This window comes from Klenkia sp. AC732, assembly GCF_979256525.1.
Window position 1 is genome coordinate 1 of sequence record NZ_CEEDOS010000061.1, and the last position, 18901, is coordinate 18901.

Annotated in this window: 17 protein-coding genes and 1 pseudogene; 14 read left to right on the forward strand and 4 right to left on the reverse strand. The window is 74.0% G+C overall.

The features are described from left to right. Together AC0IVP_RS20465 and AC0IVP_RS20470 are read right to left on the reverse strand one after the other, a co-directional pair. A pseudogene (locus AC0IVP_RS20465) lies at positions 1 to 230 on the reverse strand (hypothetical protein); the annotation flags it as partial. Between the two features lie 42 nt (positions 231 to 272). Then, positions 273 to 731, reverse strand: coding sequence for a metallopeptidase family protein (locus tag AC0IVP_RS20470; protein WP_056288791.1), 459 nt, complete (start codon positions 729 to 731; stop codon positions 273 to 275). A gap of 105 nt (positions 732 to 836) precedes the next feature. Between AC0IVP_RS20470 and AC0IVP_RS20475 the strand changes: the two genes are divergently transcribed. The 12 genes from AC0IVP_RS20475 to hpf all read left to right on the forward strand — a co-directional run bounded on the left by AC0IVP_RS20475 (position 837) and on the right by hpf (position 13849). After that, a complete protein-coding gene (locus tag AC0IVP_RS20475; protein WP_471758997.1) occupies positions 837 to 1190 on the forward strand; it encodes a DUF3499 domain-containing protein in 354 nt (117 codons plus the stop codon). A gap of 120 nt (positions 1191 to 1310) precedes the next feature. Further along, positions 1311 to 2690: a phosphomannomutase/phosphoglucomutase gene (locus AC0IVP_RS20480; RefSeq protein ID WP_471758999.1), complete on the forward strand. Its 1380-nt coding sequence runs from the start codon at positions 1311 to 1313 to the stop codon at positions 2688 to 2690. Further along, the gene (locus AC0IVP_RS20485; RefSeq protein WP_471759001.1) at positions 2687 to 2890 is read left to right on the forward strand and encodes a Trm112 family protein; all 204 of its coding nucleotides are present in this window, start codon (positions 2687 to 2689) and stop codon (positions 2888 to 2890) included. Before AC0IVP_RS20480 ends, AC0IVP_RS20485 begins: the two co-directional genes overlap by 4 nt. Beyond that, positions 2887 to 4017, forward strand: coding sequence for an SIS domain-containing protein (locus tag AC0IVP_RS20490; protein WP_471759003.1), 1131 nt, complete (start codon positions 2887 to 2889; stop codon positions 4015 to 4017). Before AC0IVP_RS20485 ends, AC0IVP_RS20490 begins: the two co-directional genes overlap by 4 nt. Further along, positions 4014 to 5039, forward strand: coding sequence for a cation diffusion facilitator family transporter (locus tag AC0IVP_RS20495; protein WP_471759005.1), 1026 nt, complete (start codon positions 4014 to 4016; stop codon positions 5037 to 5039). Before AC0IVP_RS20490 ends, AC0IVP_RS20495 begins: the two co-directional genes overlap by 4 nt. A gap of 11 nt (positions 5040 to 5050) precedes the next feature. Further along, on the forward strand, positions 5051 to 6232 hold the full coding sequence (manA, locus tag AC0IVP_RS20500) for a mannose-6-phosphate isomerase, class I (RefSeq protein WP_471759007.1): 1182 nt from the start codon (positions 5051 to 5053) through the stop codon (positions 6230 to 6232). Positions 6233 to 6399: 167 nt separating this feature from the next. Continuing rightward, on the forward strand, positions 6400 to 7887 hold the full coding sequence (gene ahcY / locus AC0IVP_RS20505) for an adenosylhomocysteinase (protein ID WP_471759009.1): 1488 nt from the start codon (positions 6400 to 6402) through the stop codon (positions 7885 to 7887). 148 nt (positions 7888 to 8035) lie between these two features. Further along, positions 8036 to 8743, forward strand: coding sequence for an MtrAB system response regulator MtrA (gene mtrA / locus AC0IVP_RS20510; RefSeq protein ID WP_369799957.1), 708 nt, complete (start codon positions 8036 to 8038; stop codon positions 8741 to 8743). A gap of 22 nt (positions 8744 to 8765) precedes the next feature. Next, the gene (gene mtrB, locus AC0IVP_RS20515; RefSeq protein ID WP_471759011.1) at positions 8766 to 10481 is read left to right on the forward strand and encodes an MtrAB system histidine kinase MtrB; all 1716 of its coding nucleotides are present in this window, start codon (positions 8766 to 8768) and stop codon (positions 10479 to 10481) included. Next, positions 10478 to 12193 (forward strand): LpqB family beta-propeller domain-containing protein, encoded by a 1716-nt coding sequence (locus AC0IVP_RS20520; RefSeq protein WP_056288763.1) that lies wholly within the window; start codon positions 10478 to 10480, stop codon positions 12191 to 12193. The genes mtrB and AC0IVP_RS20520 overlap by 4 nt, the downstream gene beginning before the upstream one ends. A 95-nt stretch (positions 12194 to 12288) precedes the next feature. Next, positions 12289 to 13098 (forward strand): ComF family protein, encoded by an 810-nt coding sequence (locus AC0IVP_RS20525; protein ID WP_471759013.1) that lies wholly within the window; start codon positions 12289 to 12291, stop codon positions 13096 to 13098. Positions 13099 to 13186: 88 nt separating this feature from the next. Continuing rightward, complete coding sequence (gene hpf, locus AC0IVP_RS20530; RefSeq protein ID WP_056288756.1) at positions 13187 to 13849, forward strand: ribosome hibernation-promoting factor, HPF/YfiA family; 663 nt, start codon at positions 13187 to 13189, stop codon at positions 13847 to 13849. Positions 13850 to 13900: 51 nt separating this feature from the next. On the opposite strand, the gene AC0IVP_RS20535 is transcribed toward hpf, so the two are convergent. Then, positions 13901 to 14290 (reverse strand): pyridoxamine 5'-phosphate oxidase family protein, encoded by a 390-nt coding sequence (locus tag AC0IVP_RS20535; RefSeq protein ID WP_471759015.1) that lies wholly within the window; start codon positions 14288 to 14290, stop codon positions 13901 to 13903. A gap of 89 nt (positions 14291 to 14379) precedes the next feature. Here AC0IVP_RS20535 and AC0IVP_RS20540 point away from each other — a divergent pair, with 89 nt between their 5' ends. Further along, positions 14380 to 15081, forward strand: a complete 702-nt coding sequence (locus AC0IVP_RS20540; RefSeq protein WP_471759017.1) for an SDR family NAD(P)-dependent oxidoreductase — start codon at positions 14380 to 14382, stop codon at positions 15079 to 15081. 81 nt (positions 15082 to 15162) lie between these two features. Beyond that, positions 15163 to 18150 carry a preprotein translocase subunit SecA gene (gene secA, locus AC0IVP_RS20545; protein WP_471759019.1) on the forward strand — a complete coding sequence of 996 codons (2988 nt, stop codon included), beginning with the start codon at positions 15163 to 15165 and terminating at the stop codon, positions 18148 to 18150. A gap of 120 nt (positions 18151 to 18270) precedes the next feature. Here the strand turns inward: secA and AC0IVP_RS20550 are convergent. Then, the coding region (locus AC0IVP_RS20550) for an Rv3235 family protein (protein ID WP_471759021.1) at positions 18271 to 18901 on the reverse strand (631 nt) is incomplete at its 5' end.

Here is an 18901-nt window from a genome sequence, read left to right on the forward strand (position 1 = left end):
GGCCAGCACCCCCCCGGGGCCGGGGCCCCCGGGGGGGTGCTGGCCCGCAACACCGCCGCGCCCCCGAGTCCCAGCGCGGCCACCAGCAGTGCGGCCACCCACAGGCCCGGCGAGGCCGTGGTCACGGCCAGCGCGACGAGCACGACCAGCAGCACGCCGACGACGACGCCCCCACCGACCAGGGGTCCGCGTCGTCGTCCGAGGGGGGCCGGTGCTCGCTGCGCGTCCATCACCTCGCAGCATGTCACCCGTCCGTGCGCGGTCGGCGCCGGTCAGCCCGTGGGGTCGATCTCCTCCGGGTCCCGGCCCAGCAGGACCGCCACCTGGTCCACGACCACGTCCCGCACCAGGTCGGCGAGGTCGTCCCGGTCGTGGGCCCGGATCTCCAGCGGGCGGCGGTAGACGACGATCCGCGGCGGGTGCTCGGTGCTGCCCTCGCGCCGTCCCGGCAGGACCCGGGCCAGCGGCACGCTGCCGTCGTCGAGGACGTCGGCGTCCAGGACGACCTCGTCGGGACTGCTGTGGTCGACCCACGGCACGTCCTCGACGGCGAACTCCACACCGGCCAGCTCGCGCTCCCAGCGCCGCTCCAGGTCCTCGACGGCGTCCAGGACGAGGTCGTCGAACTGCTCGGCCCGGCTGCGGGACAACGGGACGCCGGGCGGGACGAGGCGGCCGCGGAGACCGCGACCGTGGCGGTCGCGGCGGGCGCGGGCGGGAGGACGGTCCATGGCGGGGCGAGCCTACGTCCGGGCCGCCGCGGCACGAGCGGTCCGGTGTGCCTGCTGACGCTCGGCGCGTGGCGCGGTTAGTGTGCGAGCCGTGAGGAACCGGTGGTGAGGCAGTCACGTCGCTGCTCGCGCAGCGGCTGCGCGCAACCGGCGGCGGCCACCCTGACCTACGTCTACGCAGAGTCCACGGCCGTCGTCGGACCGTTGGCGACCTACTCGGAGCCGCACAGCTACGACCTGTGCGAGTTCCACGCCGAGCGGCTGACCGTGCCCCGGGGCTGGGACGTCGTCCGGCACGAGGTCGAGGTCGACGACGCCGGTCCGACCGGGGACGACCTGCTGGCGCTGGCCGACGCGGTGCGCGAGGCGGCCCGCCCGGAGGAGTCCGACGCGGAGCCGGTCGACAACGGCGCCGGCCGGCAGCGGGGGCACCTGCGGGTGCTGCCCAACCTGCCCTGAGGATCCCGCCGGGGTCACACGTCGCGTGGTCCGTGGCTGCAGCACGGCGGCGACGGCGCCGATAGGGTCGTCGGGCCACCTCGTCATGGGGTGGCTCCAACGGACCCGAGGTGGATCAGCGTGCCGGACCTGTCGTCGCTCATCAAGGCCTACGACGTGCGGGGAGTCGTCCCCGACCAGTGGGACGAGTCCGTCGCCCGGGCGATCGGCGCGGCGTTCGCCGAGTTCGTCCACGCCGAGACCGGTGCGTCGGCCGTGGTCACCGCCCACGACATGCGCGAGACCTCTGTGCCGCTCTCGCGCGCCTTCGCCGAGGGCGTGCTCAGCCGCGGGGTCGACGTCGTCGAGGCCGGGCTGGGCTCCACGGACATGCTCTACTTCGCCGCCGGCAGCCTGGACCTGCCCGGGGCGATGTTCACGGCCAGCCACAACCCGGCGCAGTACAACGGCATCAAGATGTGCCGAGCCGGTGCAGCACCGATCGGTCAGGACTCGGGTCTCGCCGAGATCAGGGACTGGAGCGAGCGGCTGCTCGAGGGTGAGTCGGTCTTCGACCGTGACCCCGGCGTCGTGGGCAGCGTCTCCTCGCGAGACGTGCTCAGCGAGTACTCCGAGTACCTGCGCGGTCTGGTCGACCTCTCGGCCATCCGCGCGCTCAAGGTCGTCGTCGACGCCGGCAACGGGATGGGCGGGCACACCGTGCCGGTGGTGCTCTCCGGTCTGCCCCTGGACGTCGTCCCGATGTACTTCGAGCTCGACGGCTCCTTCCCCAACCACGAGGCCAACCCGCTGGACCCTGCCAACCTCGTCGACCTGCAGCGCGCCGTGGTCGAGCACGGCGCCGACGTCGGGCTGGCCTTCGACGGCGACGCCGACCGGGTCTTCCTCGTCGACGAGCGCGGCGAGCCGGTCAGCCCCTCGGCGGTCACCGCCCTGGTCGCCGTCCGTGAGCTCCGCCGCGGGGTCGGCACGACGATCATCCACAACCTGATCACCTCGGCGGCCGTGCCCGAGATCGTCCGGGAGCACGGCGGGGACCCGGTGCGCACCCGGGTGGGCCACAGCTTCATCAAGGCCGAGATGGCCCGCACCGACGCGGTCTTCGGTGGCGAGCACTCCGCGCACTACTACTTCCGGGACTTCTGGCGCGCCGACACCGGCATGCTGGCCGCGATGCACGTGCTCGCGGCCCTCGGCGAGCAGCCGGGCACCCTCTCGGAGCTGACCGCCGACTACAGCCGCTACGTGGCCTCCGGGGAGATCAACTCCACCGTGGCCGACCCCGCCGACCGGGTCGCCGCCGTGCGCGCGGCCTACGGCACCGACGAGCGGGTCGCCTTCGACGAGCTGGACGGCCTCACCGTCCAGCTCCCCGACGGGGCCTGGTTCAACCTGCGGGCCAGCAACACCGAACCCCTGCTCCGACTCAACGTCGAGGCCCCCGATGGAGCTCGGATGACCGAGATCCGTGACCACGTCCTGGAGATGGTGCGCGCATGACCGGTACGACCCACCCCGAGACCCTGGGCATCGACCCCTCGCTGCTGGCCATCCTGGCCTGCCCGGACACCCACCACAGCCCGCTCAGCCTCGACGTCGCTGCTGCCGAGCTGTTGTGCAGCACCTGCGACCGGGCCTTCCCGGTGCGTGACGGCATCCCGGTGCTGCTGCTCGACGAGGCCCGGCGCCGGTCGGCGTGACGTCCCCCGAGCTGGCCGAGGAGGTCCTCGACGACCCGGAGCTGTTGCGGGCCCGGGACCCCCACGGCCTGCTCCCGGCCGTGGCCGGAGCCGGTGCGCAGGTCCGGGAGACCGCGCGGCTCACCGAGGAGGCCGGCCTGGGCCGGGTGACCGGTGCCGGGCGGCCGCGGGGTCTGGTCGTCGTGGCCCGGCGTGAGGGTGCGGTGGCGGCGTCCGTGCTGCGGGCGCTGCTGGGGCCCTCGAGCCCGGTGACCGTGGACGTCGTCCCCGGCCCGGACCTGCCGGTGTGGATGGGCGCCTCCGACGTGGCCGTCGTGGCCACCAGGACCGGCGCCGGCCGGTACGCCGTGACCCCCGCCTACGAGGCGGCCCGGCGGGGCGTCGCCGTCGTCGGGATCGGGGCGGAGGGGGCTCCGTTGCACGCTGCGTGTGCGGCCGCGCGTTCCCCCTACGTGGCACTCCCCGACACGCGGGTGCGGCACGCAACGCTCTGGTCTCTGCTGACACCGATGCTGCGCCTGGCCACCGACCTGGGGCTGCTGGCCCCCGGTGCGGCCGACACCGACGTCGTCGCCGCCGCGCTCGACGAGGTCGCCGCCGCCTGCGGGCCGGCCCGGGAGTCCTTCGTCAACCCGGCGAAGACCCTGGCCCTGGAACTGCTCGATGCGTTGCCCGTCATCGCTGCCGAGGGCCCCCTGGCCGGGGCCGCCGCCACCCGGGTCGCCGATCAGCTGGCCACCCTGGCCGGCCTCCCTGCCAGTCACTACCGCCTGCCCGACCAGCGGGTCGCCGCGTGCGCCGTGGTCGGTGGGCCGCTGGCGGCCGGGGACTCCGACGACTTCTTCCGGGACCGGACCGACGACGAGGGGCGTCGCCTGCGCCTGATCACCCTGCGCGACGCCCAGGCCGACCACGACGGCCGGGCGGAACGGGAGCCGTCCAACGCCGCGGACGCGATGCGCCAGGTGTTGCGCCTGGCCACCGACCGCAACGTGCCCGTCAGCGCACTGGGCGAGCCCGGGGGGCACGACTCGGAGCCGCGTCTGGCCCGGGTGGCGCGCCAGCTCGCGGCGGCCGACTTCAGCGCCGTTTACCTCGCGCTGGCCCTGGACACCCAGCGTTCGTGAGCACCCCGGCCGAGCCCGCGCCCGACACCGAGGGTGCTGCGGCTGACGCCGGTGCACACGGTGGCACCCGGGCGATCATCGCCGCCCTGGCGGCCAACCTGGGCATCGCGATCGCCAAGTTCGTCGCCTTCCTGGTCACCGGCGCCTCCTCGATGCTGGCCGAGGCGATCCACTCCGTCGCCGACTCGGGCAACCAGGTGCTGCTGTTGATCGGTGGCCGCACGTCCCGACGCGCCCCCACCCCGCAGCACCCGTTCGGCTTCGGCCGCGACCGCTACGTGTACGGCTTCCTGGTCGCCATCGTGCTCTTCAGCGTCGGTGGCGTCTTCGCCGTCTACGAGGGTGTGCACAAGCTGCTCGAGCCCGAGGAGCTGACCAGCCCGGGGTGGGCCTTCGGCGTGCTCCTGGTGGCCATCGTGCTGGAGTCCTTCTCGCTGCGGACCGCGCGCAAGGAGACCGATGCCGTGCGCAAGCCGGGGGAGTCCTACTGGGCCTTCATCCGGCACGCCCGGGCACCCGAGCTGCCCGTGGTCCTGCTGGAGGACACCGCTGCGCTGACCGGCCTGGTCCTCGCGCTGCTGGGTGTCGGGCTCTCGGTGGTCACCGGGAACGGGGTCTACGACGGGCTGGGCACCGTGGCCATCGGCCTGCTGCTCATCGTGGTCGCCGCGATCCTGGCCGTGGAGACCAAGAGCTTGCTGCTCGGCGAGTCCGCCACCCCGGACGTGCAGCGGCAGATCGTCGCCGCCCTCGAGGGCTCGGGCAGCGTGCTCTCGGTCATCCACATGGAGACCCAGCACCTGGGCCCCGAGGAGCTGCTGGTGGGCGCGAAGATCGCTGTGCGGCACGACGACACCGCCGCCGCGGTCGCCTGCGCCATCGACGAGGCCGAGGCCCGCATCCGGGCCGCCGTCCCGATGGCGAGGGTGATCTACCTGGAGCCCGACATTCGCCGTCGAGCTGCAGAACCGAGGCCCGCCGCCGGTGCGTCGACGCCGGAGGGCGGGTCACCTCACCGGTAGCGTCCACCGGGATGTGGAAGCTGACCAACACCGTCCGGCACTACCCCTGGGGCAGCCGGACCGTGATCCCGGAGCTGCTCGGGCAGGTCTCCCCTGCGGCCGAGCCCCATGCCGAGTTGTGGATGGGTGCTCACTCTGATGCCTCCAGCGTGCTGGACGACGGCCGCGTTCTGGATGCCGCCATCGCCCAGGACCCGGAGCGGCTCCTCGGCGGCGCTGTCCGCCAGGCCTTCGGGGACCGCCTCCCGTTCCTGATGAAGGTCCTCGCCGCGGACAGCCCGCTGTCCCTGCAGGCGCACCCCACGACCGCGCAGGCTCAGGTCGGGTACGCCGCCGAGGAGGCTGCCGGGGTCCCGCAGGACGACCCGACCCGCACCTTCAAGGACCCCTTCCACAAGCCGGAGATCCTGCTCGCGATCACCCCGGTCGAGGCCCTGTGCGGCTTCCGGCCGGTCGAGGAGTCGCTGCACTGCCTGGCCAAGCTGCAGCTGCCCGAGCTCAAGCCCACCATCGCCGCACTGGCCCGCGGTGGGCTGCAGGTCGCGGTCCCGCAGCTGCTCGCCCTCTCGGCGAAGCGCCGCCAGTCCCTGGTGACCGCGGTCGCCGAGCGCGCCGCCGCCTTCGTGGCCGCGCACGACCCGGAGTTCATCAACACCTACCGCTGGGCCGCCAGCCTGGCGACGACCTACCCCGGTGACATCGGGGTGGTCATCTCGCTGCTGTGCAACCACCTGACGATCGCCCCCGGTGAGGCCGTCTTCCTGCCCGCCGGCAACCTGCACGCCTACCTGTCCGGGGCCGGCGTCGAGGTGATGGCCAGCTCGGACAACGTGCTGCGCGGCGGTCTGACCGGAAAGCACGTGGACCTGGCCGCCCTCGTCGAGGTGCTGGACTTCACCGACGGCCGGGTGCCGGTCATCCGCCCCGTCCTGGGGCCCGGTGGCCTGCGGTACCCGGTGCCGGTCGAGGACTTCGACCTGACCCGCTGCGAGCTGGGCGCGGACCCGGGCAGCCTGCGCACCTCGGGCCCGCAGGTCCTGCTCTGCACCGAGGGCCGGGCGGTGCTCGGCACCGACGACGGCGAACTCGTGCTGGACCAGGGCGAGTCGGCCTTCGTCCCGGCCGGTGCCCCGCTGACCGCGCAGGGGCCGGCCGTCCTCTACCGCGCGACGACGGGCCTGCGCGCGACGTGAACCCACGGTCGGGGGTGTGACGAACCCCCGACACGCGAGACGTCGAGGGCTCCAACCCGTACCCTGGACCACGGCACGAGCCCCGCCGAAGCCTCGGCATGCTCGCTCACGAACAGATCCGACGCTGCCGCAGCCCCTCTGGCGCGGCCGGGACACTCTGGAGCGACATGACCGCCTCTACAGGCGCACGCGTACTGACCACCGACGACTTCAAGGTCGCCGACCTCTCCCTCGCCGGCTTCGGCCGCAAGGAGATCTCCCTCGCCGAGCACGAGATGCCGGGCCTGATGGCGCTGCGCGCCGAGTTCGGTGACGACAAGCCCCTCACCGGTGCCCGCATCGCCGGCTCGCTGCACATGACCGTGCAGACCGCCGTCCTCATCGAGACGCTGACCGCGCTGGGCGCCGACGTCCGCTGGGTCTCCTGCAACATCTTCTCCACCCAGGACCACGCCGCCGCGGCCATCGCCGTCGGCCCCGAGGGCACCGTCGACGCCCCCTCCGGCACCCCCGTCTTCGCCTGGAAGGGCGAGTCGCTGGAGGAGTACTGGTGGTGCACCCAGCGCCTGTTCGAGTTCCGTGACGAGGCCGGCACCGTCATCGGCCCGAACATGATCCTGGACGACGGCGGCGACGCCACCATGCTGGTCCACCTCGGCACCCGGTTCGCCGCGGACGGCGCGGTGCCCGACACCACCGAGTCCGACAGCGAGGAGTTCTCGGTCGTCCTGCAGGTGCTGCGCGACACCATCGCGGCCGACGAGCAGTACTGGACCCGCATCGGCCAGGAGATCAAGGGCGTCACCGAGGAGACCACCACCGGCGTGCTGCGGCTCTACGAGCTCGCCCGCGACGGCCGCCTGCTCTTCCCGGCGATCAACGTCAACGACTCGGTCACCAAGAGCAAGTTCGACAACCTCTACGGCTGTCGCCACTCCCTCATCGACGGCATCAACCGCGCCACCGACGTCATGATCGGCGGCAAGGTCGCCGTCGTCTGCGGCTTCGGCGACGTCGGCAAGGGCAGCGCCGAGGCCCTTCGCGGCCAGGGCGCCCGGGTCATCGTCACCGAGATCGACCCGATCTGTGCCCTGCAGGCCGCCATGGAGGGCTACCAGGTCACCACGCTGGACGACGTGATCGGCACCGCCGACATCATCATCACGACGACCGGCAACAAGGACATCATCTCCGCCGAGCAGCTGGCCGCCACCAAGCACCAGGCGATCATCGGCAACATCGGTCACTTCGACAACGAGATCGACATGGCCGGCCTGGCCAAGATCCCCGGCGTCGTGAAGACCAACATCAAGCCGCAGGTCGACGAGTGGCGGTTCGCCGACGGCCACACGATCATCGTGCTCTCCGAGGGCCGGCTGCTGAACCTGGGCAACGCCACCGGGCACCCCAGCTTCGTGATGAGCAACTCCTTCACCAACCAGGTGCTCGCCCAGATCGAGCTGTGGGGCAACCGCGCCGCCTACGAGGGCCAGACCCCCGGCGTCACCGTGCTGCCCAAGCACCTCGACGAGAAGGTCGCCCGCCTCCACCTGGACGCCCTCGGCGTCAAGCTCACCGAGCTGTCCAAGGTGCAGGCCGACTACCTCGGCGTCCCGGTCGAGGGCCCGTACAAGAGCGACCACTACCGCTACTGAGACAGGACCTGCTCGCCCCCCGCACCACGCTCCGCGCGGTCCGGGACCCTGCGAGCAGGCCGTTCCAGCCAGTCACGACCGCACCCTCCAGGGGCACGACCCTGGAGGGTGCGGTCCGTCTGGGACCGGTTCACGCACAATGGGGGGCGTGCCGCCTTCCGCTCCGCTGTCCGGTTCCTCCCGCGGCCGCGTGCTCGTCGTCGACGACGACGCCGCGCTGGCCGAGATGCTCGGCATCGTGCTGCGGCGCGAGGGCTACGAGCCCGCCTTCGTCTCCGACGGCGCCCGGGCGGTCGCGACGTTCCAGCAGGTCCGCCCCGACCTGGTGCTGCTGGACCTCATGCTCCCGGGGCGCAACGGGCTGCAGATCTGCGCGGACATCCGCACCCAGTCCAGCGTCCCGATCATCATGCTCACCGCCAAGGGCGACACCATCGACGTCGTCCAGGGCCTGGAGGCCGGCGCCGACGACTACGTGACCAAGCCCTTCAAGCCCGTCGAGCTGGTCGCCCGGGTGCGCTCCCAGCTGCGGCGGGGGGAGACCGGGCAGGCCGAGAACCTGGTGATCGGCGACGTCTCCATCGACGTCCCGGCGCACCAGGTGTCCCGGGCCGGCGAGCCGATCGCGCTGACCCCGCTGGAGTTCGACCTGCTGGTCGCCCTGGCCCGCAAGCCCCGGCAGGTCTTCACCCGCGAGCTGCTGCTGGAGCAGGTGTGGGGCTACCGGCACGCCGCGGACACCCGGCTGGTCAACGTGCACGTGCAGCGGCTGCGCGCCAAGGTCGAGCGCGACCCCGAGCGCCCCGAGGTGGTGCTGACGGTGCGCGGCGTCGGCTACAAGGCCGGCCCGCCGTGACCGGGCCGGGACGCCCGCGGGCGTGAGCGCGTCCACCGCCCGGCCGCCGGCGCCGCCGTCCCCGCCGCCGGCGGCCCGCCCGGTCCGTCGGCGCAGCGAGCTCCGCCGGCTGCGTCGCGGGGTGCAGCGGCGCGTGCTGCGGGGACGCCGTCGTGCCCAGCGGGTCGTGCGCCGGTGGTCGGCCGCCGCCTGGCACGCCTGGCGCTCCTCGCTGCAGCTGCGCATCGGGGCCATCACCATGGCCGTCGCCGGTGTGGTCGTGGTCATCGTCAGCGTGGTGCTGTTCAACCAGATCAGCGACCAGCTGCTCCGGGTGAAGCGGGACGCCGCCGTCGACCAGGCCCAGGCCGGGGTCTCCTACGCCCAGTCCCAGGTGGCGGGCATCGTCACCGGCGACGCCGCCAGCGTGCGCTCCACCCTGGACCGGACGGTCCGGGAGCTGCAGAGCCGCAACGGGGAGGCCGGCAACTTCGACACGGTGCTGGTCTACCGAGCCGGGGACACCCCGCGCCCGGCGGCCAGTCGACCGTTCCTGTACTCGGCGCTGCCCGCCGACCTGGTGGACGCCGTGGACGACGGCACCCAGGTCTACCGGTACGCCCTGGTGCCCAACGGCTCGCAGGAGCAGGTCCCCACCCTGCTGATCGGTGCCCCGGTGCCCATCGACGGGCAGGGCGGTGAGCAGGTCGACCTCTACTACGCCTTCCCGCTGGACCAGGAGCAGGAGACGCTGTCCCTGGTCCGCAGCACCGTGGTCATCAGCGGCATCGCCCTCACGCTCTTCGTCGTCGGCATCGGCGTGCTGGTCACCCGGCTGGTCGTCGACCCGGTGCGGCGCGCCGCCCGGGGCGCCCAGCGGCTGGCCGAGGGGCGGCTGGAGGAGCGGCTGGCGGTCAGCGGCGAGGACGACCTCGCCCGGCTGGCCAGCAGCTTCAACGCGATGGCCGACAGCCTGCAGAAGCAGATCGTCCAGCTCGAGGGCCTCTCCCAGCTGCAGCAGCGCTTCACCTCCGACGTCTCGCACGAGCTGCGCACCCCGCTGACGACGGTGCAGATGGCCGCAGAGGTGCTGCACGAGTCCCGGGCGGACTTCGACCCGCACGTCGCCCGTTCGGCCGAGCTGCTCTACGCCGAGGTCAACCGGTTCGAGCTCCTGCTGTCGGACCTGCTGGAGATCAGCCGGTACGACGCCGGGGCCGCGGTCCTGGAGGCCGAGCCGACCGACCTGGGTCCGCTGCTGCACCGGGTGGCCGACGGCATGTCCGCGCTGGCGCAGCGTCACGGGTGCCGGCTCGAGGTCGCCACCCCGGCCCGCCCCGTGATCGCCGACGTCGACGCCCGCCGGGTGCAGCGGGTGCTGCGCAACCTGGTGGGGAACGCCATCGAGCACGGTGCCGGACGCCCGGTGGAGATGACCCTGGCCGCGAACCGCACGGCCGCCGCGGTGACCGTCCGGGACCACGGGATCGGGCTGACCTCCGAGGCCGCCCAGCACGTGTTCGACCGGTTCTGGCGGGCCGACCCGGCCCGGGTGCGCACCGTGGGCGGCTCCGGGCTGGGCCTGTCGATCAGCCTGGAGGACGCCCGGCTGCACGGCGGGTGGCTGCAGGTCTGGGGCCAGCCCGACCAGGGCGCGCAGTTCCGCCTCACCGTGCCGCTGACCGCCGGCACCGAGCTCACCGGTTCGCCCCTGCCGCTGCGGCCGGCCGTCGTCCGTCGACCCGGCGGCACCCGGTGAGGCGGGGCCGCGCCGGGCTCCTGGCCGCGGTGCTGACGGCGGTACTGGCCGGTTGCACCACCGTGCCGACCAGCTCCCCGACGGTCGAGATCACCCAGATCGCCGACCCCCCGGCCGACGTCGGTGTCGAGGCGCTGCCGCCGGAGGTCGGTGCCAGTCCGGAGGAGGTCGTGCGGGGCTTCGTCGACGCGATGGCGAGCACCACCCGCAACCACCCGGTGGCCCGCCAGTTCCTCACCGCCCAGGCGGCGGACCGGTGGAGCGACACCGAGGGCGTCACGGTGATCAGCGCGGACTACGCGCCGGTGGCCACCGACGCGAGCACCGTGGAGGTGACCGCCGAGCTGGTCGGTGCCGTGGACACCCAGGGCGTCTTCACCGTGGGCACCGGCCAGGCGTACACCCGCAGCATGGCCCTCACGCAGGAGCGGGGGGAGTGGCGGATCACCGACCCGCCGGACGGCCTGGTGCTCCTGGAACCCGACTTCGCCCGCACCTACGACCAGGTCAGCGCCTACTTCCTGGACCCCACCGGCACCCGGGTGGTGCCCGACCCGCGCTTCCTGGTCGACGGCGAGGCGCAGCCCACCGCCCTGGTCGACCGGCTCCTCACCGGGGCGTCGACGCCGGTCGCGGCCGGCGTGGTCAACCCGTTGGCCGGGTCCGAGCTGCGCAGCAACGTCGACGTGCAGCGCCAGGTGGCCGTCGTCGACCTGACCGGGCTGCCGCCCGACGTCGTCGACGACCCCAGTGCGCTGTGCGCGCAGCTGGTCTGGTCGCTGGACCAGCTCGACGACGTCCGTGCGGTGCGGGTCCTCGTCGACGGCCAGCAGCTGCGGGTCCCCGGCGTCCCGGACGTGCAGTCCGTGGACGACTGGGCCGCGCTGGACCCCGACGCCGTCCCGGTGGGGTCGGTCGGGCACTACGTGGACGCCGGCGCGCTGCGCACCGTGACCTCGGGGGAGCCCGTGCCGGGACCGGCAGGGACGGGCGTCTACGCCCTGCGGTCGGCCGCGGCGACCGCGGACCCGACCACCAACCAGCTGGGGTCCCTGGCCGGGGTGTCGGCCTCGGCGGGTGGTGCGACCCTGCTGCTGGGTCCCTACGGCGGCGAGCTGGCCCCGCTGCTCACCGCCGGCACGCTCACCGACCCCACCACTGCGGCCACCCGCCCCGAGGTGTGGACCGTGCGCGACGGCACGGAGGTGATCCGGGTCCCGGCGTCCGGTGCGCCGCAGACGGTGAGCGCGACGACGCTGGCCGGGCAGGGGGCGGCGCGGGAGTTCCAGCTCTCACCCGACGGTGTCCGGGCCGCGCTGGTCGTGGACGGGCCCGACGGCGGCCAGGTGCTCGTGGGCACGGTGGTGCGCAGCGACGACCAGGTCGCCGTCCGGGACCTGCGGGCGGTGGCCCCCTCGCTGTCCCAGGTCGTGGACGTGGCCTGGCGGAACTCCGCGGCGCTGCTGGTGCTGGCCGGGGACGCCGGCGCCGAGAGCACGGTGCCCTACGCCGTCGGGGTGGACGGCTGGGGTGTGACGGCGGTGACCACCTCGGGTCTCCCCGCCCAGCCCACCGCGGTCGCCGCGGCGCCCAGCCGGCTCCCCCTGGTGGTGGCCGGCGGCACGCTCTGGCAGCTCGCCGGTGGCACCTGGAGCACGCTGGTCCGCGGTGCGGAACCGCTGCCCGGAGGCGCGCCCTTCTACCCGCTCTGAGCCGTGGGCGCGGCCCGCTGTCCACACCGGGTGGCGGTGTCCCCGACCCGGCCGTGCGGCCGCCGGCGCGGCGAGGGGCGGGGCAGCCTGACCGGGTGACGTGGTGGGGACGGGTGGGCACCGGGCTGGTGGCTCCGCTGGCCGACCTGGTGCTGCCCCGGGCGTGCGCCGGGTGCGGCCGGCCGGGGCGGGTGCTCTGCCCGCGGTGCGCGGCGCTGCTGGCCGACCCCCGCCCGGCCCAGCCGCGGCGCCACCCGACCGGGTTCCCGCCCACCGTCGCCGCCGGCGGGTACGCCGGGTCGGTGCGCCCGGTCGTCAACGCCTTCAAGGAACGCGGACAGGCCGATCTGGCCGCGCCGCTGGGCACCGCGCTGGCCCTGGCGGTGTCCGCGGTCCTGCGCGCGGCCCGCGACGGACCGGGCGGCGTGCGCCCCGGCCCGGGCCGCCCGGTGCTGCTGGTGCCGGTGCCCAGCACCCGGGCCGCCCTCCGTGAGCGGGGCCGGGACCACGTCGGTGAGCTGACCGCGGCCGCCGTGCGCGAGCTGCGCGATGCCGGACTGCCGGTCGCGGCCGCCCCGCTGCTCGCCCGGCGCGGCCGGGTGCGGGACTCTGCCGGGCTGTCGGCGGACGAGCGGCGGGCCAACCTGGCCGGCAGCGTCGTCCCGGTCGCGCGGGGGCGGCGGTACGGGCCGGTGCGGGACGGGGTGCGGCCCGCCCTGCTCGTCCTGGTGGACGACGTCGTCACCACCGGGGCGACCCTCACGGTCGCCGCCGGGGTGCTGGCCGGCCACCGCCACGCCCGGGACGCGCCGGTGGTGGGCGCGGTCGTGGCGGCCACCCCGCTGGGCCGACGCGCCGTCCCGACAGACCCCGGCCCCGGCGTGTTCACCGTCCGTGACCTGTGAGGACACCCAGGAGGGGTGGGCCAGGACTGTCGGACCGGCCCGTCCGGGGCTAGCGTCGGATCGATCACACCCGAGTTCGGGAGGTCACATGGAGATCGTCGTCCGAGGTCGCAACGTCGAGGTGCCCGAGCACTTCCGGCAGCACGTCGAGGACAAGGTCGGCCAGCTGGAGCGCTTCGACGCGAAGATCGAGCGCTTCGACGTGGAACTGCTCCACGAGAAGAACCCACGCCAGTCCGCGAACTGCCAGCGCGTGGAGATCACCCTGCGGGGCAAGGGCCCCGTCGTGCGTGCCGAGGCCTGCTCGGCGGACTTCCAGTCCGCCCTGGACGCCGCCGTCACCAAGCTGGAGAACCGGCTCCGACGGGCCGCCGACCGGCGGCGGGTCCACCACGGGCGCCGCACCCCGGCCAGCGTCCGGCTCGACGGCAGCGCCGCGCGCATCGACGCCGTCGCCGCGGTCGCCCTGGACCAGCAGCTGGCCGAGGGGCAGCACCGGACCGACCTCGACGAGCACCTGCCCGGACGCGTCGTCCGGGAGAAGCAGCACCCGGCCACCCCGATGACGGTGGACCAGGCGCTGCACGAGATGGAGCTCGTCGGGCACGACTTCTTCCTCTTCGCCTGTGCCGACACCGGCGTCCCGACGGTCGTCTACCGCCGGCACGCCTACGACTACGGCCTGATCCGGCTCGGTGAGCCGGCGGCCGGGCGCGTCGAGGACGCCGTCCGGGAGACCGCGAACGCCTGAGGGGGAGCTGCGGGCCGTCCTCCCACGCCGGGAGGGCGGCCCGCGGCGCGTTCAGACGTTGCCCAGCACCCGGTCCACGGCGATCTCCAGCACGACCCGGGCCGGGTTGACCCGCGGCTGCCGGTAGCGGGCGGCGTACCGGGCGACCGCGTCGGCGACGGAGGCCTCGTCGTCCCGGAGGGTGGCGACGCCCTCCAGGGTGGTCCAGCGGCGGCCGTCGACCTGGCAGACCGCCACCCGCGCCGTGCCGGCGCCGGCACGGACGTGGCCGGCCTTGACCGAGGTGCCCGAGGTGATGACCCGGGCGGTGCCGGCGTCGACGTCGAAGGTGACCCCGACAGGCACCACGTGCGGGGTGCCGTCGGCCCGCAGCGTCGTCAGCGTCGCCAGGTGCCGCTCGGTGAAGAAGGTGCGCAGGTCGTCGGAGAGGTCCAGGGCCACCGCTGCAGGCTACGGGGCGCCGGCGTCGCCTCCCCGGCCTGCGCAAGCGCCGGTGGGCGGGGACGGCGCGGGCGGGGCAGGATCGGCCCGTGGAACTCCAGGGTGCGCGCGTGTGGGTGGTCGGGGCGACCGGGGTGCTGGGTGGTGCGCTGGCCCGGGGGATGGCCGCGGCCGGTGCCCGGGTGGCCCTGGCCGGGCGCGATCGGCAACGGCTGGCCGCGCTGGCCGAGGAGCTCGGGGGCGTGCCCACCCAGCCGGTGGACGCCGTCGACGTGGAGTCCGGCCGGGCGGCCCTCGCCGCGGCGGTCCAGGCGCTGGGCGGGCTGGACGTCGTCGTCGTGGCCAGCGGGGTGGTGGCCTTCGGTCCCGCGGCCGACGCCGACGACGCCGTCGTCGAGGAGCTCTTCGCGGTCAACACGCTGGGCCCGATGAGCCTGGTCCGGGCCGCTCTGCCCCGGCTGGCCGACGGCGGCGCGGTGGTGTTGCTGTCCGCGATCGTCGCCGACGCGCCGACCCTGCAGATGGCCGAGTACTCCGCCTCCAAGGCGGCGCTGTCGGCCTGGGCCTCGGTGCTGCGCCGGGAGCTGCGGTCCCGCAAGGTCGCCGTGCTGGACGTCAAGCCCCCGCACGTGGACACCGGTCTCGTCGACCGGGCCCTGGCCGGGACCCCGCCGCGGCTGCCGGCCGGGTACGACCAGCAGGCCCTGGTGGACACGGTGCTCGACGGGGTGCGCCGCGGCAGCCGCGAGGTCGTCCTGGACCCGGGGGCCGGGACGCTCGTCCTGCGCTGACCGGGCGACCGGGCGACCCGGCGGTCGCCGTCCCGTCTCGGCGGCCGGGGTCGGTGGCGGGGCGGCACTACATTGGACGACGTGGTGTTCTCGAAGATCCTGCGTGCCGGTGAGGGCAAGCTCGTCCGGCGGTTGTCCAAGATCGCCGATGCGGTCGAGTCCCTCGAGCCCGACGTCGTCGACCTGACCGACGCGCAGCTGCGGGCCAAGACCGACGAGTTCAAGGAGCGGTACGCCGACGGCGAGTCGCTGGACTCGATGCTGCCCGAGGCGTTCGCCGTCGTCCGTGAGGGCGCCGGTCGCACGCTGGGCCAGCGGCACTACCGGGTCCAGCTGATGGGCGGTGCGGCGCTGCACCTGGGCAACATCCCGGAGATGAAGACCGGTGAGGGCAAGACCCTGACCGGTGTGCTGCCGGCCTACCTCAACGCCCTGACCGGTGACGGCGTGCACGTCATCACCACCAACGACTACCTCGCCAAGCGCGACGCCGAGTGGATGGGCCGGGTCCAGCGCTTCCTCGGGCTGTCGGTGGGCACCATCGTGTCCGGCCAGAAGCCCGACGTGCGCCGTGAGCAGTACGCCGCCGACATCACCCACGGCACTAACAACGAGTTCGGCTTCGACTACCTGCGCGACAACATGGCCTGGAGCCGGGGCGACCTGGTCCAGCGCGGCCACCACTACGCGATCGTCGACGAGGTCGACTCGATCCTCATCGACGAGGCGCGCACCCCGCTGATCATCAGCGGCCCGGCCGAGCAGTCGGCCAAGTGGTACGGCGAGTTCGCCCGCATGGTGCCGCTGATGAAGAAGGACCGGCACTACGAGGTGGAGGCGGCCAAGCGCACGGTCGCCGTCACCGAGGAGGGCGTCGAGTTCGTCGAGGACCAGCTCGGCATCGACAACCTCTACGAGGCGGTCAACACCCCGCTCATCGGTTACCTGAACAACGCGCTCAAGGCCAAGGAGCTCTTCCACAAGGACCACGAGTACATCGTCACCAACGGCGAGGTCCTCATCGTCGACGAGTTCACCGGCCGGGTGCTGGCCGGACGCCGCTACAACGAGGGCATGCACCAGGCGATCGAGGCCAAGGAGAAGGTCGCGATCAAGGACGAGAACCAGACCCTCGCCACGATCACGCTGCAGAACTACTTCCGGCTCTACGAGAAGCTCTCGGGGATGACGGGCACCGCCCAGACCGAGGCCGCGGAGCTCAACCAGACCTACGGCGTGGGTGTCGTGCCGATCCCGACGAACCGCCCGATGGTCCGCGAGGACCGCTCCGACGTCATCTACAAGACCGAGAAGGCCAAGTTCGACGCGGTCGTCGACGACATCGCCGAGCGCGTGGAGGCAGGCCAGCCCGTGCTGGTGGGCACCGCGTCGGTGGAGAAGTCCGAGGTCGTGTCCAAGCTGCTGCTCAAGCGCGGCATCCCGCACGAGGTCCTCAACGCCAAGAACCACGCCCGGGAGGCCTCGATCGTGGCCCAGGCCGGTCGCCTGGCCGCGGTCACCGTGGCCACCAACATGGCCGGCCGTGGCACCGACATCCAGCTCGGCGGCAACGCCGAGGTCATCGCCGACGACGCGCTGCGGGCCCGTGGGCTCACCCCCACCGACACCCCCGACGAGTACGAGGCCGCCTGGGACGAGGCCCTCTCCGACGCCAAGGCCCAGGTCGCCAAGGAGCACGAGGACGTCGTCGCCGCGGGCGGGCTGTACGTGCTGGGCACCGAGCGGCACGAGAGCCGCCGCATCGACAACCAGCTGCGCGGCCGGTCCGGTCGACAGGGCGACCCGGGCGAGTCCCGGTTCTACCTGTCGCTGGGCGACGACCTGATGCGCCGGTTCAACGGCCCGATGCTCGAGTCGATGATGAACACCCTGCGGGTCCCCGAGGACCAGCCGATCGAGTCCAAGATGGTCAGCCGGGCGATCCGGTCGGCGCAGACCCAGGTCGAGCAGCAGAACTTCGAGACCCGCAAGGACGTCCTCAAGTACGACGAGGTCCTCAACCGCCAGCGCACCGTCATCTACGACGAGCGCCGCAAGGTCCTGGACGGGGAGGACCTGCACGAGCAGATCGAGTCGATGCTCGACGACGTCGTCGCCGCCTACGTCGACGGCGCCACCGAGGCCGGCTACGCCGAGGACTGGGACCTGGACCAGCTGTGGACCGGGCTCAAGGCGCTGTACCCGGTGGGCCTGACCCAGCAGGAGCTGCTCGACGACCACGCCGAGGGCGACCAGTCCGCACTCACCGCCGACGTCCTCAAGCGGGAGCTGCTGGCCGACGTGCAGGCCCGGTACGAGGCCCGCGAGGAGACGCTGGGCAGTGACGTCACCCGCGAGCTCGAGCGCCGGGTGCTGCTGAGCGTGCTGGACCGCAAGTGGCGTGAGCACCTCTACGAGATGGACTACCTGCGGGCCGGGATCCACCTGCGCGCGATGGCCAACCGCGACCCGGTCGTGGAGTACCAGCGCGAGGGCTACGACATGTTCAACGCCATGCTCGACGGGATCAAGGAGGAGTCCGTCGGGTTCCTCTTCAACCTCGAGGTGAAGACCAAGGAGCAGCAGGAGGCCGAGGCGAAGGCCAAGCAGGACACCGCCGAGGCCGAGGCGCTGGCGCGAGCCCAGGCCGGCAACGAGCGGGTCCTGGCCCGTCAGGCCGCGGCAGCCGCCGCCGCAGCTGCGCCCGCGGCCCCGGCGGCCACCCCGACGGTCCCGGTCACCGGCAGCGGGTCGGTGACCGACGGGGCGGCCCCGGCCGCCAAGGCCCGCCGGTCGACCCCGGCCGCTGCACCCGCCGCCGACACCCCCGCGCCGGCGACGGCGTCCTCCGGCACCGGGCCCGAGCTGGCGGTGAAGGGCCTCGACGAGCGCCCGGAGACCCAGCTGAGCTACTCGGCGCCCTCGCTGGACGCCTCGCCGACCACGTCCGGGGCGGCGAAGGCCGCCAAGACCGCGACGGTCACCGGGACCAAGGCGCCGGCCCGCAACGCACCCTGCCCGTGCGGGTCGGGCAAGAAGTTCAAGCAGTGCCACGGTCAGGCCGGCTGAGCCCGACCGAGCCCGTCTCGTGACGACGCCCTCCCGACCACCTGCGGTCGGGAGGGCGTCGTCGTGTCCGGGGTCGTGTCCGGGGTCGTGTCCGGGGTCGTGGCCGGGTCCAGGCCCTGGTCAGCCGACCTGCAGGGCGGTGCAGCGCCACCGGCCGTCGATGCCCTCCATCCGCGCCGCGACGGCGTGCGCCCGCCCGTTGCGACGGGCCACCGCGGTCACCTCGGCGACCCCGTCGACCGGCTCGGTCACCCGCACCGAGCTGACCAGCAGGGGGCCGGTGCCCTCGGTGCACCACCGGGGCCGGCGTCCGCGGCTGACCGCGGCGAAGACCGGCAGGGTGAAGGCCGAGTGCAACTGGGTGAACGAGCGGCGCCCGGTGAAGGCCTCCAGGGTCGTGGTGACCAGGCGGCGGCCGGCGACCGCGGGGTCGGGCAGGTCGCTGCGCCGCGAGGCGACGGGGCCGAACTCCTCGGGCTCGGGCAGGTCCAGCGCCGGGCGTGGGCCGGGGACGGGCGCGGGCCTCGGTGACGGCACCCCGGGCAGGGTCAGCCGGGTGACGGGCCGGGTGTCCAGCGGCGGGCCCGGCGTGCGCACCAGTCGCAGGTGCACCCCGTGCGGGCGGGTCGCCCGGCCCGGCTGGTCGGAGGCGCTCGTGCCCCAGCAGTCCGGGGTCGCGTCCGGGGTGGTGTCTGCCGGAGCGGGAGCGACCGGGGCGGCGGCCCGGGCGGGGGTGTGCGGGCCGCCGCCC

Bases quoted from the DNA above. Each gene is read 5' to 3' on its own strand.
- hpf (WP_056288756.1), top strand. From the start codon at position 13,187: ATGGAGATCGTCGTCCGAGGTCGCAACGTCGAGGTGCCCGAGCACTTC.
- AC0IVP_RS20485 (WP_471759001.1), top strand. From the start codon at position 2,687: ATGACCGGTACGACCCACCCCGAGACCCTGGGCATCGACCCCTCGCTG.
- ahcY (WP_471759009.1), top strand. From the start codon at position 6,400: ATGACCGCCTCTACAGGCGCACGCGTACTGACCACCGACGACTTCAAG.
- manA (WP_471759007.1), top strand. From the start codon at position 5,051: ATGTGGAAGCTGACCAACACCGTCCGGCACTACCCCTGGGGCAGCCGG.
- AC0IVP_RS20470 (WP_056288791.1), bottom strand. From the start codon at position 731: ATGGACCGTCCTCCCGCCCGCGCCCGCCGCGACCGCCACGGTCGCGGT.